The sequence below is a fragment of the Chryseobacterium sp. MMS23-Vi53 genome, from assembly GCF_047651245.1.
Lineage (GTDB): Bacteria > Bacteroidota > Bacteroidia > Flavobacteriales > Weeksellaceae > Chryseobacterium.
In genome coordinates, this window is record NZ_CP180265.1 from 1,179,255 (window position 1) to 1,201,846 (window position 22,592).

Annotated in this window: 17 protein-coding genes; 4 read left to right on the forward strand and 13 right to left on the reverse strand. The window is 34.3% G+C overall.

The features are described from left to right. Window positions 1–330: 330 nt before the first annotated feature. The 11 genes from lpdA to ACKX2A_RS05260 all read right to left on the reverse strand — a co-directional run bounded on the left by lpdA (window position 331) and on the right by ACKX2A_RS05260 (window position 12,625). Window positions 331–1,719: a dihydrolipoyl dehydrogenase gene (gene lpdA / locus ACKX2A_RS05210; protein WP_415328066.1), complete on the reverse strand. Its 1,389-nt coding sequence runs from the start codon at window positions 1,717–1,719 to the stop codon at window positions 331–333. A gap of 229 nt (window positions 1,720–1,948) precedes the next feature. After that, window positions 1,949–2,209 carry a hypothetical protein gene (locus tag ACKX2A_RS05215; RefSeq protein ID WP_415328068.1) on the reverse strand — a complete coding sequence of 87 codons (261 nt, stop codon included), beginning with the start codon at window positions 2,207–2,209 and terminating at the stop codon, window positions 1,949–1,951. Between the two features lie 300 nt (window positions 2,210–2,509). Continuing rightward, complete coding sequence (locus tag ACKX2A_RS05220; protein ID WP_415328069.1) at window positions 2,510–3,823, reverse strand: PQQ-dependent sugar dehydrogenase; 1,314 nt, start codon at window positions 3,821–3,823, stop codon at window positions 2,510–2,512. A 107-nt stretch (window positions 3,824–3,930) separates the two neighbouring features. Continuing rightward, window positions 3,931–6,594: a glycoside hydrolase family 3 N-terminal domain-containing protein gene (locus ACKX2A_RS05225; protein ID WP_415328071.1), complete on the reverse strand. Its 2,664-nt coding sequence runs from the start codon at window positions 6,592–6,594 to the stop codon at window positions 3,931–3,933. 272 nt (window positions 6,595–6,866) lie between these two features. Then, window positions 6,867–8,309: an alpha-L-fucosidase gene (locus ACKX2A_RS05230; RefSeq protein ID WP_415328073.1), complete on the reverse strand. Its 1,443-nt coding sequence runs from the start codon at window positions 8,307–8,309 to the stop codon at window positions 6,867–6,869. Between the two features lie 177 nt (window positions 8,310–8,486). Then, window positions 8,487–9,380, reverse strand: coding sequence for a TIGR01777 family oxidoreductase (locus tag ACKX2A_RS05235; protein WP_415328075.1), 894 nt, complete (start codon window positions 9,378–9,380; stop codon window positions 8,487–8,489). Window positions 9,381–9,495: 115 nt separating this feature from the next. Beyond that, entirely contained in the window at window positions 9,496–10,200 is a 705-nt protein-coding gene (locus ACKX2A_RS05240) for a YqjF family protein (protein WP_415328076.1), read from the reverse strand. A 210-nt stretch (window positions 10,201–10,410) separates the two neighbouring features. After that, on the reverse strand, window positions 10,411–10,773 hold the full coding sequence (locus ACKX2A_RS05245; RefSeq protein WP_415328078.1) for a hypothetical protein: 363 nt from the start codon (window positions 10,771–10,773) through the stop codon (window positions 10,411–10,413). A 79-nt stretch (window positions 10,774–10,852) separates the two neighbouring features. Then, window positions 10,853–11,257 (reverse strand): hypothetical protein, encoded by a 405-nt coding sequence (locus ACKX2A_RS05250; RefSeq protein ID WP_415328080.1) that lies wholly within the window; start codon window positions 11,255–11,257, stop codon window positions 10,853–10,855. A 403-nt stretch (window positions 11,258–11,660) separates the two neighbouring features. Then, entirely contained in the window at window positions 11,661–12,041 is a 381-nt protein-coding gene (locus tag ACKX2A_RS05255; protein ID WP_415328081.1) for a hypothetical protein, read from the reverse strand. An 80-nt stretch (window positions 12,042–12,121) separates the two neighbouring features. After that, window positions 12,122–12,625 carry a GbsR/MarR family transcriptional regulator gene (locus tag ACKX2A_RS05260; RefSeq protein WP_415328083.1) on the reverse strand — a complete coding sequence of 168 codons (504 nt, stop codon included), beginning with the start codon at window positions 12,623–12,625 and terminating at the stop codon, window positions 12,122–12,124. 144 nt (window positions 12,626–12,769) lie between these two features. Between ACKX2A_RS05260 and ACKX2A_RS05265 the strand changes: the two genes are divergently transcribed. The 4 genes from ACKX2A_RS05265 to ACKX2A_RS05280 all read left to right on the forward strand — a co-directional run bounded on the left by ACKX2A_RS05265 (window position 12,770) and on the right by ACKX2A_RS05280 (window position 19,184). Then, the gene (locus ACKX2A_RS05265) at window positions 12,770–15,775 is read left to right on the forward strand and encodes a sensor histidine kinase (protein WP_415328085.1); all 3,006 of its coding nucleotides are present in this window, start codon (window positions 12,770–12,772) and stop codon (window positions 15,773–15,775) included. Further along, complete coding sequence (locus tag ACKX2A_RS05270; protein WP_415328087.1) at window positions 15,772–16,386, forward strand: response regulator; 615 nt, start codon at window positions 15,772–15,774, stop codon at window positions 16,384–16,386. Before ACKX2A_RS05265 ends, ACKX2A_RS05270 begins: the two co-directional genes overlap by 4 nt. A 265-nt stretch (window positions 16,387–16,651) precedes the next feature. Then, window positions 16,652–18,235: a hypothetical protein gene (locus ACKX2A_RS05275; protein ID WP_415328089.1), complete on the forward strand. Its 1,584-nt coding sequence runs from the start codon at window positions 16,652–16,654 to the stop codon at window positions 18,233–18,235. A 28-nt stretch (window positions 18,236–18,263) separates the two neighbouring features. Further along, window positions 18,264–19,184 (forward strand): hypothetical protein, encoded by a 921-nt coding sequence (locus tag ACKX2A_RS05280; RefSeq protein WP_415328091.1) that lies wholly within the window; start codon window positions 18,264–18,266, stop codon window positions 19,182–19,184. Between the two features lie 181 nt (window positions 19,185–19,365). On the opposite strand, the gene ACKX2A_RS05285 is transcribed toward ACKX2A_RS05280, so the two are convergent. Together ACKX2A_RS05285 and ACKX2A_RS05290 are read right to left on the reverse strand one after the other, a co-directional pair. Beyond that, the gene (locus tag ACKX2A_RS05285) at window positions 19,366–21,297 is read right to left on the reverse strand and encodes a YfbK domain-containing protein (protein WP_415328093.1); all 1,932 of its coding nucleotides are present in this window, start codon (window positions 21,295–21,297) and stop codon (window positions 19,366–19,368) included. Window positions 21,298–21,451: 154 nt separating this feature from the next. Next, window positions 21,452–22,588 (reverse strand): hypothetical protein, encoded by a 1,137-nt coding sequence (locus ACKX2A_RS05290; RefSeq protein WP_415328095.1) that lies wholly within the window; start codon window positions 22,586–22,588, stop codon window positions 21,452–21,454. Between the last annotated feature and the right edge of the window lie 4 nt (window positions 22,589–22,592).

Here is a 22,592-nt window from a genome sequence, read left to right on the forward strand (position 1 = left end):
TTTTTGTTGTTTTTTTTAGGAGCAATTTCCCGCTTTTCACTATATCTTTTGCTCCGCTTCGCTACACAAAAGGATGCCGCTACAATCGGGGCTAGGTGAAAGTCATCCCTTAAAACATTACGAAAATATACACAGTTATTGTCATGCTAAAAGCATCAAAGCATATTATTAGAGAGATTCTAGAAAGATTCGAGTCTATATTCCTACGGAAATCGCAGATTCGACGGAGTCAATGACAAACTTTGAAAATAATAAGTTAAACTGATTAAAAAACAAAAAACCACAGACAAAATCTGTGGTTTTAATATATTTAAAATTGATTATCTCAAATTAAATGTGAATCACTTCTCCGTAAGCAGCAGCAGCAGCTTCCATGATAGCCTCAGAAACTGTCGGATGCGGGTGAATAGATTTGATGATTTCGTGACCTGTAGTTTCTAATTTTCTGGCAACAACAGCTTCCGCAACCATGTCTGTAACTCCTTCTCCGATCATGTGGCAACCTAACCACTCACCGTATTTCGCATCGAAAATAACTTTGATGAAACCATCTGTATTTCCGTTTGCAGTCGCTTTTCCACTTGCAGATAGAGGGAATTTACCCACTTTGATTTCGTACCCTTTTTCTTTAGCCTGCTTTTCTGTAAGACCAACTGAAGCCACTTCAGGGTGACAGTAAGTACATCCAGGAATATTGCCATAGTCGATTTTCTCAACGTGCATTCCTTTGATTTTTTCAACACAAGTAATTCCTTCAGCAGAAGCAACGTGTGCCAAAGCCTGAGTCGGGATCAAATCTCCGATTGCATAGTAACCAGGAACTGAAGTTTCGTACCATTCGTTGACCAAAACTCTTCCTTTATCTGTCTGGATTCCCACTTCTTCAAGACCAATATTCTCGATGTTTGCAGCGATTCCAACAGCAGATAATAAGATATCAGCTTCAAGAACGATGTTTCCTTTTGCAGTTTTTACCGTAGCTTTTACACCTTCTCCGCTTGTATCAACGCTTTCTACAGAAGCATTCGTCATAATTTCGATACCTGACTTTTTCAGAGATTTTTCCAAATGTTTAGAGATCTCTTCATCCTCTACAGGAACGATATTTGGCATAAATTCAACAACAGTTACTTTTGTACCCATTGTATTATAGAAATCAGCAAACTCAACTCCGATAGCTCCGGAACCTACAACAATCATAGATTTTGGCTGCTCAGGAAGAGATAATGCCTGTCTGTATCCGATTACTTTTTTACCGTCTTGTGGCAAGTTTGGTAATTCTCTGGAACGAGCCCCGGTTGCGATAATGATGTGATTACCTGTATATTCAGTTACTTTTCCGTCTTTATCTGTAACAGAAACTTTTTTACCTTTTTGCACTTTTGCCGTTCCTAAAATAACATCGATTTTGTTTTTTTTCATCAAGAATTCAATCCCTTTGCTCATTTTATTGGCAACTCCACGGCTTCTCTGAATTACGTTTGGAAATTCAAAGCTACCTTCTACTTTATTTAAACCATAATCTTCAGCATGGTTGATATAATGAAAAACCTGAGCCGACTTCAATAAAGCTTTAGTTGGAATACATCCCCAGTTAAGGCAAATTCCCCCTAAATTTTCTTTCTCGATAATTGCAGTTTTGAAACCCAATTGTGCCGCTCTAATTGCAGTAACATATCCACCAGGACCACTTCCGATGACAATAATATCGTAATTCATTAGTTTAAAATTTTTATGCGAATTTAAGGAAAAATATTGGATGAAGCACGTTTATGAAAATTCGTGAAGCAATGCATAATAATTGTTATTTTCATTTAATTTTAAACAAAAAGAGAACACTAAAAGCATTCTCTTTTCAATAAATTTTATTTAAATTTAAAAATTTCATAAAAGTAACAGAGCTAAATTTGACCCTCTCAATTCTGCTATTTTTAAAAATTAGCAAATATTACATCTTTCTAAGCAATCGTTTTTGCTCCTGATATTTTTGATTTAAGGCTTTTAATTGATCTCTCTTCATTTGCTTCGTAGCCAATGGATGATTCAAAATTGCTCTTTTTTCCTGATTATATCTTTTATCAAGCTCTTTCGATTTAATATTAATCAATTCGCTTTTCGAAGGATGTGGTGGCGGTGTTGGACGTTGCTGTGCAAAAGCACTCGTTGATAAACCGACTAATAAAAGTGTTGATATAAATAACTTTTTCATGACATTTTAAATTTTTGAATGATTTTAACTGATTCTTTAATTTCAACTAATCATTCGGGTTCGTAATCAATATTACAGATATCATACCATAATTTTCATCTTATGATTTTTTTAATATTAAGCCTGTTAAATTAATTTTAAAATTAACCGCAAAAGGCACAAAAGATTTAATACTTTAATTATTTTAAGTTACTATTTAAACACAAAAAATGAACACATAAGTCTTTAAAAATCTTTGATTTTTTTATTTTGTTCACTTTTGTAAACCTTAATTATAAAACTTTAAGAAAAGTTTATTAATTACTTTCCATTGTAAGCAACTCTCCAAACAATTCCACTTACATCGTCTGCTACCAATAGCGATCCATCGGCAATCTGCAAAACACCGACTGGTCTTCCGTATACATCTCCTTTTGCTTCATCAGCTATAAATCCGGTAAGAAATGGCTGATACGGTCCTGCAGCTTTTCCGTTGGCAAAAGGCACAAAAGCTACCTGATAACCAACTAGCGAAGAACGATTCCAAGAACCGTGCTGCCCGATGAAAGCTCCGTTTTTATATTTTTCCGGAAACTTTTTTCCCGTGTAGAAAGTAAGTCCCAAAGAAGCAGTATGGCTTCCTAACGGAACATCCGGAACAATTGTTCTGGAAACCATTTCAGGATTTTCACCTTTTCTTCTGGGATCTTCATGCTTTCCGAAATAGGCATAAGGCCATCCGTAAAAAGCATCTTTTTTTACACTCGTAAGGTAATCAGGTACAAGCTCGTCTCCGAGTTCATCTCTTTCATTCACAACCGTCCAAAGTGCTCCGGTAGCAGGATTCCAGCTCATCCCAACAGGATTTCTAAGACCCGATGCAAAGATAATTTCACTGGTTCCATCAGGATTTACTTCCAGAATATTGGCTCTGCGGATCTCATTTTCCATTCCATGTTCTGCAACGTTACTTCCTGAACCTACCGTAATATAGATTTTTGATTGATCTTTATTCGCAATGAGATTTCTCGTCCAGTGATTATTGTAACCTCCTGCCGGAAGACTGACAATCTTTTTTCCGGGTTGGGTTATTTTTGTATCGCCTAATCTATAAGGATAAACCCAAAGCCCGTCAGTATTGGCAACGTAAAATTTATCTTTAATGATGAGCATTCCGTAAGGCTGGTTCAGATGATCCAAAAATACGGACGAAGACTCTGCAACACCGTCTTTATTGGCATCGCGATAGAGAATAATTCTGTTGGCAGATTTACCCCTCACTTCAGCATCACTTTTTCCGCTGATATCATTTTTAATTTTTTCCGTAGCCGAACGTTCGGAATTGGAAAGTACTACGAAAATATCCCCGTTTTCAGCCTGAATCATATTTCTCGGGCTCTTAATATTTTCGGCAAAACGCGTAACTGTAAAACCTTGTGGCGCAATCGGTGTCTTATCTTTTGGCCAACCCAAAACGTTACTGAACTTATTTTTTGCATTTTTTTCATCCGGCGCAGGCAATTTTAAAGTGTCTGTTTCGGTAACAACCTGCGTGCCTGAAGAGACATTTTCTTTTTTATTTTCCTTGCAGCTAAAAAGCAGCACTGCCAATGAAGGTAAGAGATAATTTTTCATAAATTTTTAAGATTTGGTGTGTTAAATAATTCCTCTCTAAAATTGCAAAAACCGTTCCCTTAGACAGAAAACGGTTTTATCTAATTTAAAAAATTATATTTAAAATTTTATTCTAATTCGATATTTTGCTTCAAAGGAAGATTTTTAGATGAGTTTCCTACAAAAATTCTGTATGTTCCTTTTTCTACAATCCAATTCATTTTCTCGTCTAAAAACTGTAATTCTTTCACAGGAACTTCAATCGAAATTTGTTTTGATTCTCCTGGTTTTAAAAATACTTTTTGAAAACCTTTCAACTCAATAATCGGTCTCGAAACTGAAGCTAACAAATCTTTTACGTATAACTGAACCACTTCACTTCCAGCCTTTGAGCCTGTATTTTTTACATTAACCTTTGCGATGATGGTATCATTTTCAGCATATTTGGATTGATTTAATTGTAAATCAGAAATTTCAAAAGTCGTATAACTTAATCCAAAACCGAATGGATACAATGGTTCGCCACTTAAATCATAATAATCATTTCCTCTGCCTGTCGGATGATGATTGTAAGTCAAAGGCAATTGTCCTTCTTCAATAGGAAAAGTGATTGGCAATTTTCCCGAAGGACTTTCTTCTCCGAAAAGTACTTTCGCCACAGCATTTCCGCCTTCTTCTCCGGGATACCAAACATCTAAAATCGCACCGATTTTATCTTTCCAATCCGTAGTTTTTATAGCGGAACCCCCAACCAAGACAACCGTTGTCGGCTTATTTAGTTTTGAAACTTCCTGAATAAATTTTTCCTGATTTCCGGGCAAACTTAGCGAAGAACGATCCTGAAATTCACCTTCATGAATTCCGGCGGTAACGATGATATAATCTGCATTTCGAGCGAGTTTTAATGCTTCATCAAAATCTTTCTGATAGTCATTTAAACCGTAATTCCAAATCAGTTCGATGTTGGCTTCTCCTCTATTTTCATGGAATTCAATGACAATATCTGATTTTTGACCTTTCACAAAATCAATATCAACTGTTTTGGTTGAATAACTCAATTTCTCCCAATTATCAATCAATAATTTTCCATTTAAATATAACCTGAAACCATCATTTCCACGAAGTCCTAACTGATATTTTCCAGAATCCGGAGCTTCCAGTTTTCCTGTCCAACGAACGCTGTAATTGTCGGGTTGTAATTTTTCAGGATTTGGAGAATACAAAGTCCATTTGAAATTTAATTGTTCGTCCTGTTTTTCAAAAGCCGGATTTCCTTTTAAATCTGAATTGGAGAAATAATTTCCTTTTAGTCCTTTTTGATTTTCGAAAGACAAAAATTCGGTCGGAACTGTTACAAATTGCTTCAAATTCCAGTCAATTCCTTTTGAATATTTGACTTCAATATTTTTATTTTTAACGAAATTTTTAATTCCATCCAAAATATTCACCTTTTTATTTCCCGGTCCTGAATAACCACCCAACCTTGCATCGACAGCATCGGTTCCAACCACCAAAATCTTTTTATAATTCTCAGAAATCGGAAGCGTTTGATTAGTATTTTGAAGCAAAACAAAAGATTCGATTGCAGTTTTTTCCGCTAAAGGTTTATGATTAATTTTCTTTAATTCATTAATATCTTTATTGGAAACATAGGGATTTTCAAACAAACCGAGCTCAAATTTTGCTCTCAAAACTCTCGCCACTGCATCATCAATTCTCTCCTTCGAAATCCTTCCATCCAAAAACGGCGGGATAAATAATTTATAATGCTGATATTCTGTCTGGAAAATCACATCAAGTCCCGCATTTATGGCCTGTGCAGAAGCATCATCATAATCTTTTGCCGTAAAATGCAAAACGTTTGCTCCACCAACCGCACTCGCATCGCTAATGACAAAACCTTTGAAACTCCATTCTTTTTTTAGTTTTTCCGTCAATAACCAATGATTTGCTGTTGAAGGTCTTCCATCCAACAAATTGTAAGACGTCATCACCGAACGACTTTTCCCTTGATTAAAGGCTTCTTGAAAAGGAATCAAATGTGTTTCCTCCAAATATCTTTTACTCCAATGAATTGGATATGAATCTCTTCCACCTTCACCAACATTTGCTAAAAAATGCTTCGGAGTGGTAATAATTCCCTGATTTTCAAAAGAACTGACAAAATTCACACCCATCACGGAAGTTAAAAACGGATCTTCACCATATGTCTCTTCCGTTCTTCCCCATCGAACATCACTCGCCAAGTTCACAACCGGAGTTAAAATCTGACGGATTCCTCTTAATTTCGATTCTTTGGCAATTGCTGTGGAAACTTCTTTCATCAGCTCAAGATTGAAAGTTGCCGATAAACCAATCGCTTGCGGAAAAGCAGTTGCACCTTCACGCATCAATCCGTGCAAAGCCTCATCAAAAGGGATAATCGGGATTCCCAACCGAGACTCTTCCACGAAATATTTCTGAATGGCGTTTATTTTTTTTGCCAGCCTTTCCGCATCCTCATTCGCATTATATTTCAACAATTGTCCGGCAACTCCACCGCCTTGGTTTCCCGCACTCACCTGCAATCCGAAAATTCCGTGGGAATACTGACCTTTCGGAACATGATCCAAATCTCCGGGAATCATGAAGCATTGCCAGAATTTTTCTTCTGGTGTCATGCGTTTTAATAAATCCTGAACTCTGGCTTCTACAGGTTGTTTTGGATCTTTGTATATTGGTTTTTGAGCGGCAATAAATGTTGTGCTCACTAATGAAATTGCTATGATTTTAAAACGAAATTTTAAGAACATAAATAATTTGATTTAATTATTGTTCTTTTGTCTTGAAATCGCAGATTCGACGAAGTCAAACAAAAGAACCAAAAGTTCAAGACTTGGAACTCTCCGCTAAAAATAAAATCTGTTCTCTAAAAATTCTAAAACTCGCGCGAATTTGATGTTTGTCTTTCAATTCAAATTTGTCTCGTGCTCAAACAGTAGAATTTTCTTAACGTTCACAGACTTTATTTTCTTAATGCTCCGATTTCCTAGGTCGCTTAATATAAAAATAGTTTATAATTTAACTATTGTGTAATCTGAATTACTGTTGAATATTTTAACTGATTTCTTTCTTTAGGTAAATGAATTTCAATTGAATTTCCTGTCTTTTTCCATTTAATTTTGTTTGATAATCCTAAAACTTTTAATGATTTCGGCTTAAAATTTTCCGGAACTATAAAACTTAATGTTGATGGAGATTCATAATTTGTTTTTTCATCCAAATGAAAAATATTCACTGTTTTTCCGTCTTTGCTTTGGGTGTAATAAAAATTCTCGTCGTGATAAGGCGCAATACTTCTAGTCGCAAAAACCGCCGACTGATTTTTATCCATCCAACCTGAAATTTGATTTAATCTTTCATAAACAATAGCATCATAATCTCCGGTTGGTCCGGGAGCAATGTTCATCAGGTAATTCCCTCCTCTTGAAATGATTTTAATTAAAGTTTCAATGATTTTCTGAGACGATTTATAATTGTCATTCGGAACATATGAAAACGAATCGCCCATCGTGATGCAGCTTTCCCATGGAATTGAAAGCGGTTTTTCAGGAACGGCCTGTTCGGGAGTCACATAATTTTCCCATTTTCCGGGAACGGTACGGTCTACAATGATAATTCCGGGCTGATTTTTTCGAGCCATCGTTCCGATTTTATCCATATCAATATCCTGTTCAACCTTAATGGTTCTCTGCCATTCAACATTGGGATCAATCGTGTGAAATGGACGAACCCAACCTCCATCTAACCAAAGAATATCGACTTTACCATAATTTGAAGTAATTTCATTCAGCTGATTAAAGGTGAATTTTTTGAAACTATTCCATTTTTCCGGATATTTTTTCGGATTATAATTCACATTTCGATCTTTTGGCGGGAAATATGACCACCAGTAATCATCAGAATGCCAATCGGGTTTTGAGAAATAAGCTCCAATTTTGAAGCCTTCTTTTCGGAAGGTATTGAAAATTTCCTTCGTTACATCGGCTTTTGGATTTTTAGAAAATGGAGTTTTTGTAGAAGTAATTTTATAATCAGACTGTTGTGTATCAAACATCGCGAAACCATCGTGATGCTTTGTTGTGAACACTACATATTTCATTCCCGCCTTTTTCACTGCATCTGCCCATTTCTGAGGATTGAACTGAGTGGGATTGAAAGTCGTCTGAAGATTTTCATAGTTTTTGACGTATTCATAGTACGATTTTCCGTGTTCAGGTTTTCTTTTCGTCCAATCTTCATCTTCTGGACATAGACTCCAGCTTTCCACAATTCCCCATTGACTGTATGTTCCCCAATGCATAAAAAGCCCGAATTTTAAGTCTTGCCAGTTTTCAAGATTTTTAATTACAAGCGGATCAGTTGGCTTCTGATAGCCTTCGGAAACATTATGAGCCTGTGAAAAAAAAGCGGATGATATAAGAAAGGATGAAAGAAATAAGGTTTTAGCTTTTGGTCTGATGAACATTACGTTTAGTTTTTGCTAATTTAATGCTTAAACGGAAAATTTTAACCACAAAAGACACAAAAGATTAAAACACATTAGAATTTAAGATTATTATCACACTTTGTAAAAGAACACATTAGTTTTGAAAATCGAAGATTTTCTGTTGCGTGGGTTTCTAATTCCATTTATTTTTTATCTTTAAACCAAATCGTTAAATGCAGATTCAATATTTGAATAAGTAAATTCAAAGCCACTTTTCATTAATTTTTCAGGATAAACGTTTCTGCTTTTTAATAATAATTCCGTTTCTGTATTTAAAAATATAGAAGCCAATTCCAATTGCCAAACAGGTGCATTTAATCCAAAAGGAATCTTCATTTGCTTTCTTAATTTTCGCATAAAATCTTCATTAGACAAAGGATTTGGAGTCGTTACGTTGATTTCTCCCGAAATATTTTCATGATTAATTATAAACTCAACGGCGCTGCAGAAGTCATCAATGTGAATCCAGCTTACATTCTGATTTCCTCTTCCCTGTTTTCCGCCTAACCCCAATCTCATGATGGTTTTCAGTTTTGGGAAAGCACCACCGTTATTTCCTAAAACGATGGAAGTTCTTAAAGCAATTTTCCGTACATTTTCTGTTTTTACTTTAAAAAATTCGTTTTCCCAGCTTTTGCAGATATTCATAGAAAAATCGTCGCCGATGATTCCGTCTTCTTCTGTATTTAAATGGGTTTCAGAGTGAACAAAGATAGTAGCTGAACTTGCATTCAACCAAACTTTAGGTTTATTGATACATTGATCAATAGCCTGTTGAAGAACTTTTGTACTTTCAATTCTTGAATCGTAAATTTCTTTTTTGTTCTTTTCTGTATATCGGCAATCCACAGATTTTCCGGTAAGATTGATCAGAACATCTGTATTTTCAATGTAATTTTTCCATTCTCCTAATGTTTTTGCATCCCAATAAATTTCATTTTCGCGTTTTGGATTTCGGGTTAAAATATAAACCTGATCTCCCTTCTCTATAAAATATTTTTCTAGATTCTTGCCTAAAAAACCGGTTCCGGCGGCTATAATTATTTTCATTCTGGTTGATGGTATTTGGTTTATGGTTATGTTTATCTTAGATGTTTCGACAAGCTCAGCATGACATCGCTAATACTAACTGTTTTGAAACTTTGTACCTGGTTCTTTTCACTTTTTAGATCAAATACTTTTTTGTCTTTACTTCAATTTCAGAACCTTCTGCAAGCATGACGGAGATGGGTTTTTGATGATTTAAACATTCAAAATCATTTCCGTAGACTTTTTGAAAATCTATTTCAAGCTGATGGGTTTTAACAAAATAATAATCCCATTTTGGATGACAGACTTCGTATTCTGAAGTTTTATTTTCTTTTTTTGTAAAGCCGTAATAATGTTCAGTGATGAATTCAAATTCGGAATTGGTTTCCATTTTTAAGGGTTCGTTCTCAGCTTTAATTTCAATAGAATGCCATGTTTTATCTTTCCAAGAGTATTTTATTAACAGTTCTTTGTCTTTCTGATGAATGATATTTTTCATAGGCATAGTTTTATAATTTTCTTTGTATACAGAATTTGCTACAAAACTTAAAGCGGGTTTCGGAACAATTTCCTTGATGAAAACAACTCCTCTTTTCCATTCATTTCCTTCTTTTTTCTTTACGTAAAATCTCAAATTTACTTCTTCAAAATTTCGATGAAAAGGAATTGGAAGTCCGAGTAATTTGGTATTTAAAAACATAAATCCTACGAGACTTACATAACATTTATCCTGATAAAAATCTAGTTCAGTTCCTTTTGGAAGATACTTTTCTAAAATTTCAGGATTTATTTCGTAATTGATGATGGCTAATTTTCGCCATTCGGCTTTTAGGAAATTCATTGTTTTGGTTGTTTGTTGATTGCTTTTGGTAGCTAGTTTTTAATATTGAGATGCTTCGATAGGCTCAGCTGAAATCATTCATGAAATTGTCGGAAGAAAATTCAGTTTTAAAACACGGCAACTTCTGATGTGTTCCAAAAACATGAGGAATAATTACATCGGACATTCGTTGTCGTAGATGAGCGTATGATTTTGAGGGTTTTCATGTCTTTATTTTTGAGATTTATAAAATTCGTAAGTATCATAAACATATATAATTGCTAGAAATGGACTGTAGAAAATGGATGCAATTAAAACATTAGTAACCTCATTATTGTTATTAAAAGCCAAAATAATCAGCCATGAAATCCATACAGGAATTATAAAAATTCCGTAAACAATGTACAGCCAGGATTTCTTTATTTCCTGAAAAGCTCTGATGATAAAACTTATCAATTGAGGTATTCCGACTATGAAATAAAAAAGATAAACAACAGCATTTTCAAATACGACAATTCCTAAAAATACCGTAATAAGCCCTATTATGAATAATGAAAGTTGAATATAAAAATCGTTTTTAGCAAAAGTTTTCATGGTTATTAATTTTTAAAGATTCAAAAAATCTCCTCTCGTTCTTTTATTCCGGATTTTAAAAGTGAAATACATCCAAATTTTAAATATCAGCGTTTTCATTTTTAATAATTTTATCTTTATTCATAGCGTGTTTACGACCTTTTAGGAAAAGTAAAAGATTAAGAAGCATCATAATTCCAAGATAAATCGAAAATTTCCCAATTTTCTCACTCATATCGACAACGAGACTTTCTAGGGTTTTGATTTCATAAAATTCTATGATGCAAAGTGCAAAACCGATGTTGAGAAGGTAAAATCCGATTTTAAACAAAGAGTTTGTAGCCATCGCAATATCTTCTTTCTGATGAAAAATATCGATCATAAATGTTTTTGAATTCTTAAACAGAAATTGTGAAACAAAAACAGTAAGGGTAATCACAATTGGCAAATAAATCATATACGCCGAAAAATTGTAAGTTGCTGTGGTAAGGACTGTTGCTGTCATAATAGTATTATTTGATTGTTAAATTTTTTCTTAAAAAATAGAGTGCAAATATGTTCATATAGTGTAAAGCACAGAGAATCAAAACGATGTTACCGATTCGAACAGCTGTTTCCGTAATAATCTGCTCTACCGAATTCACGGTGTTCCAATTCGTAAGATTTATTGCAATGTAGCCGAGATTGATGAGGTAGTAGCATCCCAAAAGTATCCTGTTGATCGTAAGACAAAGTTCGGAATCGTGAATGAGATAGTTCAGATATTCTTTTCCTGCACTGTAGCACCGTCTTCCTACATCAATCGTGATGTACGAACTGACCGTAAGAAAAAGCACGTATGAAATAATATTGAACATTTTATAAATATTATATTTTCAATAATTTTTGAAATTCAAGCTTAAAAAATTTTATCCTTCTTTCTTATTGTTTTCAATATTTTTAATAAGGTAAAAACCATAACATAAATAATAAATATTGAAAAGCACTCCGCCAATTCCCATAAAATAAAATATAAACTTTTCATTAAAGCTTTCGCTGTATACCGCTGCGAAATATAGCAGAACAAAAAACTGTGCAACTCCGAAAAAATAGTAGCGATGGAACCTGCTTGCAAAAAGACAAATTCTTATCAAAAAGCCCAGTAAATTTGAAACACCGACAAAGAAAAGGGCAATAAAAAAATCTGTGCCTTCATTGTTTTGAAAATAATCAAAAGTAATCACCAAAAGGCTTACAAAACTTATTATTGTTTGAAGTACAACTTCCAGTTTTAAAATATTGAGTCTCATGTTTTTAATTTTTTAATATTATTATATTTTCAATAATTTTTGAAAGTTTATTTGAAATAAAAAAGGATTTGAAGTCCTTTCTATTTTAATAAATTTGTAATCTTACCGACCAGCCAGTGATCGTCACTCTTTATCGCAAGATCCATAATATTGTTGATTTTTCCGGTTACTGAGCTGAAATCGTCCATTAATTTAATAAATTCTTTCGCTTCAGGAGAATCTTTATCTTCTATATTTTTAAGCTCTTCCAAAAAAGAAATAACAGGTTCGATTTCCCTCTTTCTGCGCTCCTTAGTGATTTGCTTGAATAAATACCAGACATCTTTTTCTGCTACAAAATATTCTTTTCTGTCACCTTTTATCAGCTCTTTTTTTACAATTCCCCAGTCTATCAGCCCACGAAGATTCATGTTCGCGTTACCTCTTGAAATCTCCAGCTGCTCCATTACCTCATCGGTAGAAAGCGCTCTATCACTTGCCAAAAGCAGCGCATGAACCTGCGCCATCGTACGGTTGATTCCCCAATTGGTCGCAAACGTTCCCCAAGTCTGGATGTATTTTTCTTTAGCTTCTGAAAGTTGCATTTTGTTTTAACTTTTAATTTCTGATACAAATTTAATCATAATTTTTGAACTTTCAATAATTTTTGAAAATTAATTTTAATAAAATCAATTTTTTGTTATTTGTCACATAATAGAAATACATTTGCATTGCTAAAATTATCAACCTTGAAAAAAAGTCTGCTTCTTATACTTTTTACTTTCATTCATTTGTTTATGGAAGGTCAGAGAACACATCTTCAGGTTTACAATACAGACAACGGATTGCCTCAGAACAGTGTAAAAGATATTATAAAAGATAAGTATGGATTTATTTGGCTTACCACTGAAAATGGAATTGTGCGTTATGACGGCAGCAGTTTTTTGGTCTATAAAAATTTTCCTTTGAACAGCCAACGCTTTACCCATTTTTATGGAAGTGTTGAAAATGACAGTATTTTTACAACCGGAGAATATGAAAAAAATATTTTGCTGCATGATAAATTTCCGAAAATTACCCCTTTAAAGAACCATTCTACTGTTGTTTACAGAAATAAAAAAAAGTATCTCCTTTCCTGTTCACATTATAGTTTCGCCTCAACGGGAATCGGTTTTTTTATGAATGTTGCAAACGGAAGATATTTTTTGCTGAATAACGCGCTGATTTATTCAGATTTTCGTTCGAAAAGAGAGCAAAGATTAAATCTACAGCCGCTTTATAAAAATGCTTCCACAATTTTTGCACTCAAAGATTTATTGTTTTATGTGGATCCTATAACGAAAAATATTATTACTATAAAAGACGGGAAAATCATCGGTTCTTTTAAAAATTCTCTGTTATCGGATCATAAAACCAGGATTTTTTGGAGCCAGGTCAATCATCAGCTTTTTGCGCTGAATCGGGGAACAATTTATATCTGTCAATATCAGGATAATGAATTAAAATTATCAAAACTTGTTACTTTACAGGATGTTAAGGATGAGAATTTCATGAGTATTTATTTTGACAAGAAATACAAAAAGCTATTTTTGGGAAGCAGCATTGATGGGTTACGAATCCTGAGTTTTCAGGATTTCACTACTGTAAAACGACCCTCATCCAATCATGAATCTGTCTTTTATTCTATTTTACCTTACAGCGATTCTTCCGTCATCACAACATTTGGAGAGGTTTACAGTCGTAGTGGTCTTTTGGAAAATAAAAATTTCAAAAATACTTCTCCTTATTTTTTAGATCGTGAAGAGAATGGAAACATTATTTATCTTCATGAAGATCATATCAAGATCTACTCAAAAACATCAGGTGACGAGAGAATCATAAGGACAAAAAGTCTTTTATTAAAAGACTTTTTCATCAGTAATCATCAATATTTTGCGCTTTTTAAAGATATAAAAAATCCCGACGGTCCCGAATTCAATGGCGTTTTAGCAATTTATAAAGATCAATCTTTCAATGCTGTAGAGAAAAAGATCTTTTTTAAAAATGAACCCACCAAATTCATCAGGCTGAATCAGGAATACGTATTGGTTGGTACTGTAAAATGTTTATATAAAATATCATTAAAGACGAATAAAATTTACAAACTAACTGGAAATAAGGAATTATCGATCAGAAATATAATTAAAACCAAAGATGGAAATATATGGATAACCACCTTAGGACAAGGTTTTTACTTATTAAAAAACGACCGCATTATAAAGATGCCTTATGATGCCGATGGTAATATTTCATCATCTCACACCCTTTTGGAGGATGCTAAAGGATTTTTCTGGATTTCTACCAATAACGGTTTATATAAGGTTTTGGAAACAGAACTTCTGAAATATGCGCAAAATAAAAAGCACAGAATTTATTACTGTAGATTTTCTAAAGATGCAGGTTTTAATACAAATGAATTTAACGGCGGCAGCAACATCGCAGGAAACCGACTGAAAAACGGAGAATTTGTACTACCTTCTCTTAATGGTCTTATTTTCTTTGATCCTTTAAAAATCAAAAGCTTCTATCCCGAAAATTTCTATGTAGAAAGGGCGCTGGTCGACAATAAAGAGAAAAATTTTAAAGAAAAAATATACATCAGCCAGGAATCCAATCGTTTGGACTTGTTTATTGATGTTCCCTACTATTCAAATCTTGATAATTTGGTGATAGAAGCCAAACTGAGTGATTTTCCTAACGCAAAATGGGAAAATATAGGGAAAGACAGAAAATTTTCTGTTTCCAATCTAGGGTATGGTCATCACATTTTTATGGTTAGAATGCTTGTTTCGGATGACGGAAAATTTATCTATAAAAAGATTAAAATCATTATTCCTCCTTACTTTTATCAAACATTTTGGTTTAAAATATTTCTAACAGGATTATTCTTTCTATTCATTTACTTTCTGGTAAAATGGAGAATAAGCTTTCTTCAAAAGAAGAATCATGAACTGGAAGAAATTGTAAATTCGAGAACAAAAATACTGTCTGACACAGTAGAAAAGCTAGAAATTACCAAAGGAAAACTTCACAAAGAAATAGAACAGCAAAAGAAACTAATCGGAACTATTACGCATGATATTACAACTCCGGTGAAGTTTATTGCGCTTACCGCCAAGGAAATTCTGGATCAGGAAAATTTTGATGAAAAACGGGCCGGGAAAATTCTTAATTCTATTTATAAATCTTCGGATCAGTTGTATAATTTTACCTTGACTTTAAAAGAATATGCAGATATTTACAGCCATCATATTTCGGATAAAACTGAACTTTATTCATTATTTCAACTGATAGAAGAGAAAAAAATTCTTTTTGATGAAATTGCAGAAAAGAATAATACCCTCATTCAAAATAATGTCGATGAATCTTTGCAATTGTGGATTAGTAAAAATATTTTATCGGCCATTGTACATAATTTGATTGATAATTCTGTTAAATACACAGAAAACGGAACAATAACCATTGAAAACTGCATTGAAAACGAAAATATTATTCTGAAAATTACCGACACCGGAATCGGAATGGACGAAAAGAAAATTGAATATTATACAAGACTTCAGGATAATATTGAAAATGAAAAGCTATTATTGCAAAAATATGGTATGGGATTGCATCTCGTCCTTCAACTGCTACAGATGATTGGCGGAAAAATTATTTTCACAAAAAACGAACCTCAGGGAACTTCTTTCAAACTGATTTTATTAAATAAAAAATGAGTAAAAACATTCTTATAGCCGATGATCACGACATTGTATTGGTAGGAACCACTATGATTCTGGAATCAAGAATTCAGGATGCAGAAGTAGATCAGGCGGAAGATTATCCGGAAACTTTAGAAAAAATTTCTCGAAAAAAATACGATCTTGTAATTCTGGACATCAATATGCCGGAAAGCAAGAATAAAAAAATGATTTCGGAGATAAAATCAATTGATCCTGATATCAAAATCCTTATTTTTTCTGCATACGAAGAAGAAATTGCAGCTCAATATATCCGAGAAGGAGCGAATGGATATGTAAGTAAACTGAGCAAATCCGACGAGATTTCGGATGCTGTGAAAAAAATATTCTCCGATGGCTACTACTACCCTTCAACCCTTGTTAATCAGCTTATTCATGAATCGCCTTTAGATTTAATTAAAAATTTATCGGAAAGGGAATATGAAATTTTCATGCTTCTGGCAAAGGGAAACGGTAATCTGGAAATATCCAATGTACTGAATATCCAAATGCCTACCATTAGTACTTACAAAAAAAGAATTCACACAAAGCTAAAAACCAAAAACATAGCAGATCTTATTAAACTTTATCAAACATATATTTCCTAATTTCAATTATAAAAACTCACCACTTGTAGAATTTTTTCTACATATTGCTTTATTTTTTTCTACAAAATCAATTCTTTTTTGTATAAAATATTCTATAGTTTTACTTCATAATTAAAACATAAAATATTAATATCTGTTAATATAATAAATAATTAACAACAAAAGCTAATTATTTTAAAATTAATGATATTCAGAGATTTTATAAAATTTTCGAATTAAGAATGATTGAATTGGAAAATTTCTAGGAAACTAAAAACAAAAATAAATGTCTAAAAATTTTACTAAAGTATGGCAGGTCGTTGCACTGCTAAGCTCTTATATTATCCTTGCACAAGCAGGAAATATAGGTGTGAATACAGAGAACCCGGGATCTACAATAGACATCAATGGTTCTGTGGCTGCAAAGTATAATGCTGTAACCTCTGCAATTTACAATCTGAGCGCAACCGATTTCCATGTATCCTATAACGGAACATCAAATGCGACTTTCAATCTTCCTGCAGCAATCAGCGGAAACGGAAATTTCAAGGGACGTCTCTACACCATAAAAAATAATACCAATTTTACGATAACCGTAAATTCTGCAACACCGGAAACCATTAATGGAAATGCAAGCGTTCCTGTACCGGCCAATCAGAGTATACAAATTATTAACACAGGTCTTACTGGTGCCAATCCAACTTGGGAACTGGTTTCAACAGGCTCAACTTCTACGGGTGATTATATTATAGTAAAGCCAAATACAGCTCAGGCTATATCTACGGGATCGGATGTGAACTTTGGATCTGTTATAGCCTCAAATAATATTACTTACAACGCCGGAGTTTTTAGCTTAAAAGCCGGAAAAACATATGTATTGCGATGCCAGTTACATGCAACTGATTTCTCGCTTGCAGGAGGTTTTTTCGTTTATGAATGGGTCGATGCTTCCAATAATTCTATATTACCTTCAAGTACCACGGGAGTTGTTGATGCTATAAACAATTATCCTGCAACGACCATAGGCGGACAACCGGAGGCATACGCCATTTATAGACCTACAGTCGATACATCTGTAAAAGTTCGCTTGGGAGGAGCCGGAACAGCCCAGTTGAATCCTGGAATTGGTTTTATGAGCATTACAGAACTTGAAGGCGGCAGTGGCAGCGGAACAACAGTTATCAACAACAATATTACCGCAAGCAACGGTACAACGATTTCAGGAACCGATGTAAGACTGGGCGGTACACTTTCGCAGGCAACCAATATAGCAACAGCAGGAAATAATTTAAGCATAAATGGAACCGGAAAAGTTCTTTTAGGTACCAATACAGTTCCTACAGGCGCTTCAAATGCCAAAATTGTGATTGATAACGGTACGACAAACGGAGCTTTACAAATTAAAGATGGAACCCAGCAATTAGGTTATGTCCTTACAAGTGATGCCAATGGTCTCGCAACTTGGTCTTCTACAGTTACCACAGCATTTGCTGACAACTGGACTTCTTATAATGGAACATTAACAAACCCATTTACAGGAGCTGCAGGCGGTGATAATCTTCCCACCGGAATATCCGTTACAATTCCTGCCAAAGGATGGTATTTTTTCCGTTCAGGACTCACCCTTACTTCAACCTGTAACGATTATTGGTTTTATATACCAGGTATTGGAGATGTCTGGAAATCTTATTGCGGAACTTCTAGTCCTGATCCTGTCAACTTTATTCCACGAGATCAAAACAAAGTACTGTATTTCCCTGCACCGGGTACTTATCCCGTAGTTGCCCACAAAACCAATTATATAGTACCAACAGGCTTTAACGGTGGAAATCCTGCATTTTATTTAGACTTTGTAAAATTCCAAAATTAATAAAACATAATTTTTTTGAATTAATAATATGAAAATACATTTTATTTTTATACTCCTATTATTTTCGGGAATCACATTGTACTCACAAACCGGAAATGTAGGCATCGACAATCCATCTCCCGGCAGCAAACTTACAGTGAATGGCTCATTTGCAGCTACATACAGACAAGTTTCCACAAGCGGAACAGTTGGAATTAATGATTATTATTTAGCATATAATGGCGGAACAAATGGAACTTTAACCTTACCGGCAGCTATAAACGGATTTGGAAATTTTATTGGAAGAACCTATCATTTTAAAAACACAGGAACAGCAATACTTTCAATAACTGCAAACGGAACAGAGCTCATCGATAATCAAAGTGGAGCAGGTATTTCATCCGTAGATGTACCAGCCGGTTATTATGCATTTTTTATAAGCAAAGGAACAACGACAGGAACCACGTGGGAACTTATTTTACTTTCAAGCTCGGATAATCTGCCCGCTGCCGCTTCCACTTATGCATTTTCTACGGTAAGCACAACTACGAGACAGACTCTTCCTGCTACAACAGGTCCATATCTCGGTTCGGAAATTATTTATCCGCAGGGAACCGTTCTTAATACAGGAAATGCATTAAATACCTCTACAGGTCGTTTTACAGCACCTACAAACGGATATTATATGTTTTATGGTTCTACCCAATTTGATAACAGCTTGGTTTCGGGAACTCCAACATTTAACTTTACCGTGCTTTATCTTATTAAAAATTTCAGCACTACTCCCAATAATGTATTGGTGCAGTCTTTTCAGCCAAACCCTGGATCTCTTGTCGGAGTAAATGTTTCATGCATTACTTATCTCAATGCTGGAGAGACCGTTAGCATGGCAGGTGTTGCAGCAGTATCAAGCGGTAGTGTGTATCAGGTAATTGTAAGTTCTTTATACGGATATAAAATTGCCAACTAAATGATTTTCAATACATAAAAACAGCTAACATAACTATATTAAAACTTTCCCTTCTTATATAATCCTTTAAAGTTATCTTACATGTGATGAGAGAAAACAGTTCCCAAATAAGAAGGGATTTTATATAATAACAGCAGACATTCTTATGGATGTCTGCTGTCTTTTAAGTAATTTAATAAACCTATTTAAGTTTTTTGTAATCTCCCACCATCTTCACAAATTCTGTTCTGTATCCTTCAGAATCTTTTCCTTTATTTTCTTTTGCTAAATTTTGAATTTCAGTTAAACTTCTCTTTTTAATTAATTTTGAATCTCTCAACACCAAGCCAAACCAAGCCACAGAAGATGCAAATTTGAAATCTGAACTAGCTTTTACTCCAGCAAGAGAAGAGTTTTTCACAACCTGAACGATTTCCGAACTTTTTGTTCCCGTAGGTTTTTTATATCTGAATTTAATTGTGGCCAATTCATCTCCGAAATTCTGTTTTTTTGATGTGGCACTGTATTTTAATTTATTTTGCTTCGGTAAAAATTCTGAGTTTACATTGGCAGGAATTACTTCATACAAAGCCGTTACTGTATGTCCGCTTCCCAATTCTCCAGCATCAATTTTATCGTCTACAAAATCTTCATTTCTCAGCTTTCGATTTTCGTAACCGATCAGACGGTAAGATTTTACATATTTAGGATTAAATTCAATCTGAATTTTCACATCTTTTGCAATTGTGTAGATGTTTCCGGCAAATTCTCTTCCTAAAAACTTTTTGGCTTCCTGCAAATTGTCGATGTATGCGTAATTTCCGTTGCCTTTATCCGCTAAAGTTTCCATTTTATTGTCTTTGTAATTTCCCATTCCGTAGCCAAGACAAGTAAGAAACACTCCGGATTTTCTTTTTTCTTCAATTAACTCCTCCAGACTGCCTTTAGAAGAAACTCCTACGTTGAAATCTCCATCTGTAGCCAAAATCACACGATTATTTCCTCCTTTTACGAAATTTTCTTCTGCCAATTTATAGGCTAATTCGATTCCCACTCCACCTGCTGTACTTCCACCCGCCTGCAATTTGTCTAAAGCTTCAATAATTTTGGCTTTCTCAGAAGCCGAAGTCGGTGGCAAAACAACACCTGCATTTCCTGCATAAACCACCATCGCAACTTTATCCTGAGGTCTTAATTGATCTAATAAAACTTTAAAAGAAGACTTTAACAACGGTAATTTATTCTCCTCATTCATCGATCCGGAAACATCTATTAAGAAAACAATATTGGAAGTCGGAAGATTTTTCATCGAAAGTTCTTTTCCTTTTAAACCAATTTTAAGCAGTTTATGATTCGGATTCCATGGTGCAGTATTCAATTCTGTATTAATCGAAAAAGGCTGATTATTCTTAGGCTGAGGATAGATATATTTAAAATAATTAATCATTTCCTCCACTCTCACAGCATTTTTATCAACTTCACCATACTCTATCATTCTTCGGACGTTAGAGTAAGAAGCATTATCCGTATCAATCGAAAAAGTAGAAAGCGGCTGATTTTGTGTCAGTTCAAAAGGATTTTCAACCAAAGCATCGTATTCTTCATTGCTATAATCTCTTTGTTTTTTGATGACTTTTTTACCTGTTTTTTTAACTGGTGTCGATCTTATAAATCCTTGGCTTTTGCTAATTGATGCCACCCTTTTTTGGATACCTCTTGCTCCCGTTACCACAACACTTTCTATTTCCATTGCTGTCTGTTTTCTAGGTTTTGGGCAACCATTATATTCCGGCAATCCTGGAACCGTAGGACAGGCATCATCTTTATCCAAAATTCCGTCTCCATCGGTATCCGGCCACGGGCAACCATTGTTTTCGGCAGGACCCGCAACGGTCGGACAAGCATCGTCTTTGTCAATTACACCATCTCCGTCTGTATCCGGCCATGGACAGCCTTCATTTTCTATTGGTCCTGCAATTTCAGGGCATTTATCGAGTTTATTTGCAATTCCATCCTGGTCTTTATCTTTTTTAAGACTTAAAGGTTTTGATTCTTTCAAATCATTAGAAACATTTTTCGTTTTGCAGGCAGCCAATGAAGCCAATGCCAATATTGTGATGCATATTTTTCTCATCTTAATTATTTTTTAAGAGTTTAATTTTTTATTTGAATTGTGTAAATACGAGGTAAGAACTTGGGGTAAAAATAAATACAGACCACCCTTGTGAGCAGCCTGTATTACTCACACCAACAACCAAAAATATAATTATGAACTTATAATTTAATGCCTATTTCTTTGGAAGCTCCTTTTTGATAAGTCTTTTAAGCTTTCTTTTTTCCTTTTTTGAAATATCTTTTGTTTCCACGACGATTGCCCCGTTTATAGCTCTATTTCCGAATAATGAAACCGCTTTTTCACCTTTAAAAATATTCATTCCGACAATTTTCTTTACATCAATTTTTTTGAAGACTTCTGCATCTGTAACGACCCCGTCAACGATGTAAAGCGGACCTGTATTCGTTGTAGAACCTTGACAATGAAGGGAAATTTCCACTTTTCCGGAACCCGGTGCTCCTGAAATTGGATTGATATTAATTCCTGAGACTTTTCCACTTAGCGAATTAAAAGCCATTTTTTCTCCAACCCTATTTGCAAAACCAGAATTCATGGCAATTGAATTGGCTTTCTTAATATTAGATTTATTATATCCTAAAATTTCAGGTTCCTGCGCTTGACCTTTATCATTAAAAGCAATTGGATAAGAAACTTCTGCTGTATCTGCAATCACATTGAGTTCAGAAATTTTCTTTCTTTTTGCAAAAGCCAGATCGGGAATTACCGTAGAAGATGCCGAATTAGCCTTTTCTTTTTTAATTCCCATTGCAATTACTTCTTCAATATTGCTTCGTTTTAGAGTATCCATCGACGCTCTACCCGAATTCATTATTTCTCTTAAATCATCAGAAGTTTCAACTGCTTTTTCGAATACAGGTGCAGCTTGTGGAGCTTCAATATACATTTTTGGAGCTGAGTGATAAGCAATTTTCGGAATGGGAGTCGCAAAAACTTCACTTTGGATATTTGCTTTTACCGTACTGTCTATTTTTTGGATATTTTCTGGAACAGGAGTACTATTTTCAATATTTTTAGATTGACTTTTAATTGTATTTTTAGCAATTGCGGGTGTTGTAATTTCTGTGTTTTCTTTTTTATTATTAAAGTAAAAAATTCCAGATCCGATCAGTAAACTCGCTGCAATTCCGTAGGGAAGCAACATAGTGATCAGCCTGCTTTTTTTCTCTTCTTTTTTGTCTAATTTTTCCTCAACTTTTGCCCAAACTTTATCAAACCCAGGAAAAGTCGCAGGTTCCTCTAATGTCTTAGAAGCCTCGTTGAAAGTTTTATCAATATTATTATTTTCCATTGTT

Coding starts and splice junctions, on each gene's coding strand:
- lpdA (WP_415328066.1), bottom strand. CDS start 1,719: ATGAATTACGATATTATTGTCATCGGAAGTGGTCCTGGTGGATATGTT.
- ACKX2A_RS05215 (WP_415328068.1), bottom strand. CDS start 2,209: ATGAAAAAGTTATTTATATCAACACTTTTATTAGTCGGTTTATCAACG.
- ACKX2A_RS05220 (WP_415328069.1), bottom strand. CDS start 3,823: ATGAAAAATTATCTCTTACCTTCATTGGCAGTGCTGCTTTTTAGCTGC.
- ACKX2A_RS05225 (WP_415328071.1), bottom strand. CDS start 6,594: ATGTTCTTAAAATTTCGTTTTAAAATCATAGCAATTTCATTAGTGAGC.
- ACKX2A_RS05230 (WP_415328073.1), bottom strand. CDS start 8,309: ATGTTCATCAGACCAAAAGCTAAAACCTTATTTCTTTCATCCTTTCTT.
- ACKX2A_RS05235 (WP_415328075.1), bottom strand. CDS start 9,380: ATGAAAATAATTATAGCCGCCGGAACCGGTTTTTTAGGCAAGAATCTA.
- ACKX2A_RS05240 (WP_415328076.1), bottom strand. CDS start 10,200: ATGAATTTCCTAAAAGCCGAATGGCGAAAATTAGCCATCATCAATTAC.
- ACKX2A_RS05245 (WP_415328078.1), bottom strand. CDS start 10,773: ATGAAAACTTTTGCTAAAAACGATTTTTATATTCAACTTTCATTATTC.
- ACKX2A_RS05250 (WP_415328080.1), bottom strand. CDS start 11,257: ATGACAGCAACAGTCCTTACCACAGCAACTTACAATTTTTCGGCGTAT.
- ACKX2A_RS05255 (WP_415328081.1), bottom strand. CDS start 12,041: ATGAGACTCAATATTTTAAAACTGGAAGTTGTACTTCAAACAATAATA.
- ACKX2A_RS05260 (WP_415328083.1), bottom strand. CDS start 12,625: ATGCAACTTTCAGAAGCTAAAGAAAAATACATCCAGACTTGGGGAACG.
- ACKX2A_RS05270 (WP_415328087.1), top strand. CDS start 15,772: ATGAGTAAAAACATTCTTATAGCCGATGATCACGACATTGTATTGGTA.
- ACKX2A_RS05275 (WP_415328089.1), top strand. CDS start 16,652: ATGTCTAAAAATTTTACTAAAGTATGGCAGGTCGTTGCACTGCTAAGC.
- ACKX2A_RS05280 (WP_415328091.1), top strand. CDS start 18,264: ATGAAAATACATTTTATTTTTATACTCCTATTATTTTCGGGAATCACA.
- ACKX2A_RS05285 (WP_415328093.1), bottom strand. CDS start 21,297: ATGAGAAAAATATGCATCACAATATTGGCATTGGCTTCATTGGCTGCC.
- ACKX2A_RS05290 (WP_415328095.1), bottom strand. CDS start 22,588: ATGGAAAATAATAATATTGATAAAACTTTCAACGAGGCTTCTAAGACA.